Source organism: Paracnuella aquatica, assembly GCF_003332885.2.
Classification (GTDB): domain Bacteria; phylum Bacteroidota; class Bacteroidia; order Chitinophagales; family Chitinophagaceae; genus Flavisolibacter; species Flavisolibacter aquaticus.
Genome location: NZ_QOWJ01000020.1, coordinates 48,145 through 55,239, shown reverse-complemented (window position 1 = coordinate 55,239; position 7,095 = coordinate 48,145). Strand labels below are relative to the sequence as shown.

Below are 7,095 nucleotides of genomic sequence, written 5' to 3'. Positions count from 1 at the left end.
AAACTCTTCTTCGTCAGTTTGCGTCCATGATTTACGTCTGAACCAGTCTGCCATGAGGTTTGTGTCTATTTACTCTGGATTGGAAACGGTGTCACAAAAATTACTGCTAACAGTAGTATTTACGTATTAGCCGAAACTAAACCATTTTTCTAATTTGCTCTGTTTCATTCCTTCTAGGTTTCGTTTTGTGGATTGTTAGGTTTCGTCAATGAAACCCGAGCAATCCCAGCTTTTGCCGGCAAAAAGCGCATCCAGGGGATTAACAATAGTAATCAATTCCTCTTTTTTTACATGTAAATAGCGTTCTGTGGTTTTGATACTAAAATGCCCCAGCAGGTCCTTAATATAGCGGATGTCAATTCCTTTTTCCAGTAAGTGGGTTGCAAATGAGTGGCGCAAAACATGAAAGCTGACCTTTTTTTGAATGCCGGCACCGTGCCTTGCCTGATGAAAGATAAGCTGAGCACTGCGGCTGGTGTATGGTGCTCCAGGGACCGCTCCCTCAAACAAATAAAACTCGGGTCTTGGGTTGGTCTTCAGCAGGTAGGCTCTCAGCACATCCAAAAGCAGAATGCTCAGGCCCACATACCGGTCCTTTTTGCCTTTAGCGTTCTCGATGCGTAACTGCATCCGACCACTATCCACGTCAGCAAGCCTTAGGTGGACTACCTCACTTACCCGAAGCCCTGCACTGTAGGCAGTAAAAAGAAGGGCTTTGTGTTTTAAATTACGAATGGCTGCAAACAAACGCTCCAGTTCCCGTTCACTTAACACCTTTGGAAGTTGCTGTGGTTTGCGGGGCCTGGGAATCTGCCAAAAGAACTTTTCCTGTCCCAGCACCTGCTCGAAATAAAACTTAAGGGCATTGAGCCGGCTATGGGCGGTATTTTCACTAATTCCTTGCTTTTCCATAGCATACACCATATACCTGCGTAAATCGTCAGGTGTGAGTTCGTTCACCGGTTTTTGCTTCAGCAGCTGCAAAAGTTGCAGCAACTCCCCCCGGTAGGTGCGGATGGTGCTTGAGCTGTATCCCTTCAGTTTCAACTCTTCAACAAAACGGTTCAGGGCCTGAAGATTTTGGGTTGAAAGTGGTGCGGCGGCAAGGCGGCTTGCTTGAGTATTGGTAGTAAACTTTTGAGTGGTTTTATCGGAAGGAGGGGAGGGCAACCGCACTTTCCTTTGTTCCAAGTATTGCCGAAGGGCATTTGTGTCAATTTTTGCAAGATGTGCAGTGTTTCTGACTAGTTCCTGGTAGTGTGACTTCGTTAAGGGTAGATACCAGCAGACGTTTGTTCGGCTCCATTTTGCTCCTTTGATGATTTTTATTTGATGGGTGATTGCACTGTTGTGGGAAAAGTAGATGCCGATACTTTCCTGACCCCGGTGGTAAAGGGCCTTTAGGGTTAGCAGTGGTTGCATGAGGTGTAGGTTTTGGAAAGAAAATTTACTAAAATATTTAGTCTATTAGAAGAATGTAGCCACAATATCCCATTAAGAGTAGCGTAAATTGTGGGAAAATGTCTCCGTGGCTGGCGCTTAATTTTCTTTACCGAACTTTTTGCAGGGATTGCATGCTAATCAGGAACCATTTTCCTACAGTGGGTTTTAGTGAGTGATCAGTTGACCATCTTGATTAAGCATGGGAGTATAGGACAACGGGCATGCAAGACGGTTGTTTGGACTTGAGAGCTATTATTAGTTGGAACGCAAAACACACAACCTGGACATTGGCACCAAATAATTTCCGGCTTGAAGTCCCGCTTATTGCTTCTGAATTAAGCCTGTTCAATCTGGCACTCTCACACAAAAAATGCTGCCGCAGTAATATTACTGCGGCAGCATTTTTTGTGTTTATTGAGGTCGAACCAAGTTTTCCTTTTTTTGAAAGTATTAAAGGTATCATTGATCGCATAAGGCATCACCCAGGCCAAAACATTAAGCTCATCCGGGAACTACGCGGCATTAGGCAAGACCGCCAGGCAAAAGCATTTGTCATATCGTAGCAGGCCGTCTCCCACAAGGAAAGCGGCGAAGCTGTAGATGAAGATCGTCTCCTAAAGATGGCCGAGGTGTTAGGTATTGCTCCAGGTGCGATCGAGACCTTAAACGAAGATGCAGCGGTGAACCTACTCAATACCGTTCAGCACAATACTTTCGACAATCACTCCAATGCAATGGTATACCAGCAGGTTTTTAATGCCGTGGAAAAGATCGTCGAGCTTTATGAGCAACTGCTGCAAACCGAGCAGGAAAAAGTTGAGCTGCTCAAAACACTATTATAAAAGAAATAATTCCCTTTTTGTACCATTATTTAGAACCGTGATTTTCTGCCAGATGCAACGGTTTTTAATTGCATTATTTGCTCTGAAGTTATTTTTTGTAAACGTGGTTACGCTATAGGGCACATTTTCGATGTTTTCTTCGATAATTGACTTTCCGCTCACGGTTTTTCAATTCCTGGGCAATAGGGTTGGAATCGTGTTTTCCTGCGCTTTTTGGTAACCTTATAGCGTTGATTTTTATGATTCAAATTCCCAAAAGCCGAATCGTGGAAAACAACGATTCGGCTTACTACACAAAGCGCCAGGTTTTTCATTTCCTCGAGTGTTCAAAAAATGGCTCAATTCGACCCTTGTTTTTTCCGTGTAAAGCGTGTACACACGGTGTACACGCTTTACACGGGTTTACACGCTTGTACACGCCAGCAACTCAGGCGATCTTTTCGGGCCCGTTCTTGCCGCTGATTTTATCTTTTTCCTGACGCTAGCCTATGATTTTTACTGTGATGGGCGCCTCTATAGGGGCAAAAAATTATGGGTGTATAATAAAGCGGATCTGCTTTATCATACACCCATAATATAAATGCGGGCTGATATTGTCCGAAGAAAAGGCCCTCGTGCTTAAGTACTTATGGCGGCCTTACAGCCTATTGTTGCGCTGCTTTTTTCTATTTGCTGCATGCAGCTCCAGCAGGTAGACACCCGTTGCACCCAGAGCAAAAACGATAATTACAATAATAATAAACTCGCCATAACTTCCTTTTCTAACGATCGTTTGCCTTGCAGGTACACCTGTAGCAGCGGATTGGCAGTTAGGCACAGCAGGCTGCGGTGTTTCGCTAGCAAAAAAAGATTCTTGGCTATGGCTCGAGGCAGCGGCCGGCGGGGCAAGGTTGAATCCCTTGATCTGGGCAATTGCTTTAGTCTTTTCCATGATCAGTACGGCCCTGGTAGGTGGATTATACATAATTACCTCCTCCAAGTTTAAAGTTTGGCACTTTGGATTCGTCCCTTTGGTGGAGCATATAGTTGCCACCCACTTTTGTAGGCAGTTCCACCCCATAGCACCCATACCAATAGATCACCCCACCGGTTTTCAGGTGCACTTCCTCGTTTACACAAACACTTAGGTTCACACCCTGGCCGAGGAGTGGACCTTCTGAGATTCCATTCTGCTGGTAGTAAGCATTGGCGGATAGGACCTTTAGGTGCTTTTCATTTTGGCGCATCACCGTTTCATACGAGTAAGTGTTCGAGTTTTTTCTTGCTTTCTCTGCATTGTGGAAGCTGTCCTTGCAACCAGTGTTGCAAAACTTCTTGGTGCTTTTGCCCGTAATTGGCTTTCCACAGAATTGGCAGCGCCGCTCGGGCGGCCATGGCTTAAATAACTGAGACATAGGGTGTCGTTTTTTATTAAATAATGGACCAAAAATATTACCGGAAGTAGCTGGATACGTAAAGTGGCAAATAAAAGTTGGAAGTGTTACTACTCGTTGGTACCTTCACTTCCGTTATGGCTAAAAAGACAAAAGCTCCGGAAAACACACCTGGTAAACCCTTGAGGCAGGGGCAGACACCACTAGTGGAAGGGGAGGTAAAGAAGCTTTCTTCAGATAATAATATGTCTGTTGGTAGCTCAGGCGCCACACAAAGTAAGGAGGCCGGTGATGATGGTGGGCTTGCCACGAGCTATGAGTTCCGCACATGGATGCACCAAAAGCTGGTGCCGCTGGAGGATTTTGATAAGGAGGAAAAGGACCTGCTGAAGTTCTGGCGTAAGCAGGGGTTGCTGCCTTTTTTTCAGCGGGGCACCTGGGCCAGGTTTTCCTTTGCCCAGATGATCTGGATTCGCATGCTGCAGGACCTCCGGGGCTTCGACTATGCTATTTCCAAGATGCTGAGGCTTGCAGATTACCTATTTAAAAGAGCTTACCTGGATAACCTACCCGAGCAGAACCTGAAAGCACAAGTAGCAGCACTGGAAAAAAAAGGGCTGGCAGGGGTGCTGGGTGAAAAAGAGGCACAAAATCTTCAGTACATCAAAGATGTGCTCCAGGATAAAGCGTTGCTGGATGCCTTTAAGTATGACGTAAACTACTTAACCCAGCTTATCGAATATTGTCTTGTGAGTGGGGAAGAAGGGGGCTTGCTGCTTTTTGTTGATGGCAGCATTTCTGAATATAAAGGGGGTGGGTACCACTTTGGCGAAAATCCTGATGGGGAAGTAGACCCTTCCCGGCCCCATATATACCTTTCCATCAGGCACTACCTCAAGGAGTACCTAAAAAGTAGCGAGCTAGGCCAAGTGGTCTCCTCCCTGCAACTGTTTTCGGAAGGAGAAAGTAAAGTACTGCGTGCCATTAAGGATCCAAGGAATAAGGAAGTACGGGTAGAACTGAAAAAGGGCAAGGTGCATAGGGTAGAAGTTGTGGCTGAGGATGTGATCATCACAGGGGGTGAAGCAGAAGTGCTCAGAAAAGCATTGGGGCTCAAAAACTATGAGCGCATGGTGGTGGATACGGTGGATGAGAAAACCCTGGTGGTCAGGAAAACAATAAAGAAGCTGTAGCAGTTTGCAATAGCGTCAGATAATTGAGTAAAAGGTGAAATGAAATCGATGTAAATGGTTCCGGCATACATCCGGGCCGATGGTGAAATCCCGACAAGTGGAAAAAGGTGCTTATTCTGATTACCTCAGGTAAGCACCCATGCAAAGTACACGGGAGCACAAATGAACACTAATAATGTACCCTATGTAGAGACACATACAAAGTATAACTTAAGGCTCACAAGAGAAGAGATTGGGTTGGTCCCCGAATTTCTAAGCCTGTCAGAGTTTGACATTGAAAATTTAAGCGACTTTATTTACCATATTTCTATTACCCTTTATAACGCTGCCACAAATGAGCAAGCTTGATTACTTCCAAAAATTCGTACCCAAAGAAGACCAGAAAGCTACAATCAGCTTTTCTGTTTGGTCTTATTCCCGTGTAAGCTCCAAGGAGCAATTTGAAAATAACTCTTCTGTTCACCGTCAGATTGACGCTAACAGGGCCTATGCTTCAAAAAGCGGATACACTATTGTGGAGGAGTTTGGCGGCACTTACGAAAGTGCCAAATCAGACTTTACCCGCAAAGAGTTTAGCCGCCTCATTGACCGGGTGCAAACCAGCCGAAAGAAGCCGTATGCTATTTTGGTTTATAAAATGAGCCGCTTTTCCAGAAGTGGTGGTAATGCAATTGGACTCGTTAACTATTTGGTAGAAGAACTTGGCGTTAACCTTATAGAGGTAAGTACGGGCATCAACACTACTACTGAAAGAGGAAAGGCTGCAGTGTATGAAAGCCTTTTTCACGCATATAAAGAAAACCTAGAACGCAAGGAAATCATTATCCCCAATATGAAGGCTTTTGTAAAAAGCGGTAATCGCTTTGGGCAGGCTCCGGTTGGGTATGATCATTACGGCCCCAGGGTGCGGGATGGCAGATTCTTGAGCCAAAAGCAACGCATTGAAATCAATGAGGATGGAAAACTGCTTCGGGAAGCATGGGAGTGGAAACTGTCGGGATTGTATAGCGATTCGCAGATTCTATCCAAACTACAAAGCCGGGGACTTATTTTATCAAAACAAAAGATCAGCAAGATTTGGCGCAATCCATTTTATTGTGGCATTTTAATTAACCGATTAGCTGAAGAGCCAGTGAAGGGAAATTGGAAACCAATTGTTACGATTGAAGAATTCGTGAAGGTCCAAAAACTATTGGAAAACAATCCTTCTGGGTACCAGCAAAATAAAGCCGAAGAAATGCGGCCGCTCACCCGCCTGCTTAAGTGCGATCAGTGTGGCAGCCATATGGTAGGTTATGAAAACAAACAAAAAGGGCTCCATTACTATCGTTGCCTAAAGTGCAATGGTGTTAGCATCAATGCTCATGCTACACCAAAGGCAAGAAGAAAAAGTGCTGAAGAATTATTTATTCAGCTGCTGGAGCAGTTTAGCATACCTGAAAAATTAAGACCGCTCGTGGAACTCCAGCTTAAGAAGATATTTAACCACTACAATGAGGCCGGTGGAGACGATGAGGAGCAAAAGCTCCAAACCCAGTTGGCAGTATTGCAAAAGCAAGTAAAGCAGCTAAAGATCCGCTACGGATTGGGCCAAATTGACCAGGAGACCTATGCCTTGACCCTGGAACATCTAGGCAGCCAGGAGCAGCAAATCAGCCGGGAACTGGAATTAGTCGTTCCGAAAATATCTAACTTGGAAAAATTGCTTGAAGCCTCACTCGATAAGCTTGCGAAAGTCAGTACCATATGGAGTTCTGCAGATTTGGAGGGAAAAAGGAGGGTACAAAAAGTACTGTTTCCGGAAGGAGTATTGTACAATGTGAAAAATCATACTTATCTAACTTCGAAAGTCAACCCATTTGTTGAGCTAACAGTTTCATTTACAAGGGAGGATACATCTAAAAAAGAAGCGACTTCTCCTGATTTTGAGGAGAAGTCGCTTTCTGTACCGAGGAGCAGACTTGAACTGCCGACCTTCGGGTTATGAATCCGATGCTCTAACCAGCTGAGCTACCTCGGCAACCGTTTAACGGGCTGCAAATATATGTGAATCATGCACAACAAAACAAATTTCTCTACCAATCTAACTCCAAAAAAAAGCCCACTGTAGAAACAGCGGGCGACTAACGATTGCTTGCCATATGAAAAAGTTCAGTCCGGAGCGGAGTTCAGCGTCGGACCATAATCTTTTGATTCATTTTATGTGCGATACGCTATAAGTGTATCTAATACACTTGCAAATAT

Annotated in this window: 7 protein-coding genes and 1 tRNA gene; 4 read left to right on the top strand and 4 right to left on the bottom strand. The window is 44.7% G+C overall.

The genetic code is table 11. The features are described 5' to 3' along the window. Positions 1-195: 195 nt before the first annotated feature. A complete protein-coding gene (locus tag DRJ53_RS20065) occupies positions 196-1,422 on the bottom strand; it encodes a tyrosine-type recombinase/integrase (RefSeq protein ID WP_114237457.1) in 1,227 nt (408 codons plus the stop codon). 308 nt (positions 1,423-1,730) lie between these two features. Here DRJ53_RS20065 and DRJ53_RS21175 point away from each other — a divergent pair, with 308 nt between their 5' ends. Together DRJ53_RS21175 and DRJ53_RS20060 are read left to right on the top strand one after the other, a co-directional pair. After that, a complete protein-coding gene (locus DRJ53_RS21175) occupies positions 1,731-2,006 on the top strand; it encodes a hypothetical protein (protein ID WP_123893722.1) in 276 nt (91 codons plus the stop codon). Between the two features lie 57 nt (positions 2,007-2,063). After that, positions 2,064-2,285, top strand: a complete 222-nt coding sequence (locus DRJ53_RS20060; RefSeq protein ID WP_114237456.1) for a hypothetical protein — start codon at positions 2,064-2,066, stop codon at positions 2,283-2,285. A gap of 637 nt (positions 2,286-2,922) precedes the next feature. On the opposite strand, the gene DRJ53_RS20055 is transcribed toward DRJ53_RS20060, so the two are convergent. Both DRJ53_RS20055 and DRJ53_RS20050 read right to left on the bottom strand, forming a co-directional pair. Beyond that, positions 2,923-3,216: a hypothetical protein gene (locus tag DRJ53_RS20055; RefSeq protein ID WP_123893720.1), complete on the bottom strand. Its 294-nt coding sequence runs from the start codon at positions 3,214-3,216 to the stop codon at positions 2,923-2,925. Between the two features lie 25 nt (positions 3,217-3,241). Beyond that, a complete protein-coding gene (locus tag DRJ53_RS20050) occupies positions 3,242-3,679 on the bottom strand; it encodes a hypothetical protein (protein WP_114237454.1) in 438 nt (145 codons plus the stop codon). A 116-nt stretch (positions 3,680-3,795) separates the two neighbouring features. Between DRJ53_RS20050 and DRJ53_RS20045 the strand changes: the two genes are divergently transcribed. Both DRJ53_RS20045 and DRJ53_RS21920 read left to right on the top strand, forming a co-directional pair. Continuing rightward, a complete protein-coding gene (locus DRJ53_RS20045; protein WP_123893718.1) occupies positions 3,796-4,851 on the top strand; it encodes a hypothetical protein in 1,056 nt (351 codons plus the stop codon). Positions 4,852-5,185: 334 nt separating this feature from the next. Beyond that, positions 5,186-6,838 carry a recombinase family protein gene (locus DRJ53_RS21920; RefSeq protein ID WP_421911921.1) on the top strand — a complete coding sequence of 551 codons (1,653 nt, stop codon included), beginning with the start codon at positions 5,186-5,188 and terminating at the stop codon, positions 6,836-6,838. Here the strand turns inward: DRJ53_RS21920 and DRJ53_RS20030 are convergent. Next, positions 6,798-6,871: transfer RNA gene (locus tag DRJ53_RS20030), tRNA-Met, on the bottom strand. The two genes, DRJ53_RS21920 and DRJ53_RS20030, sit on opposite strands and share 41 nt — an antisense overlap. Between the last annotated feature and the right edge of the window lie 224 nt (positions 6,872-7,095).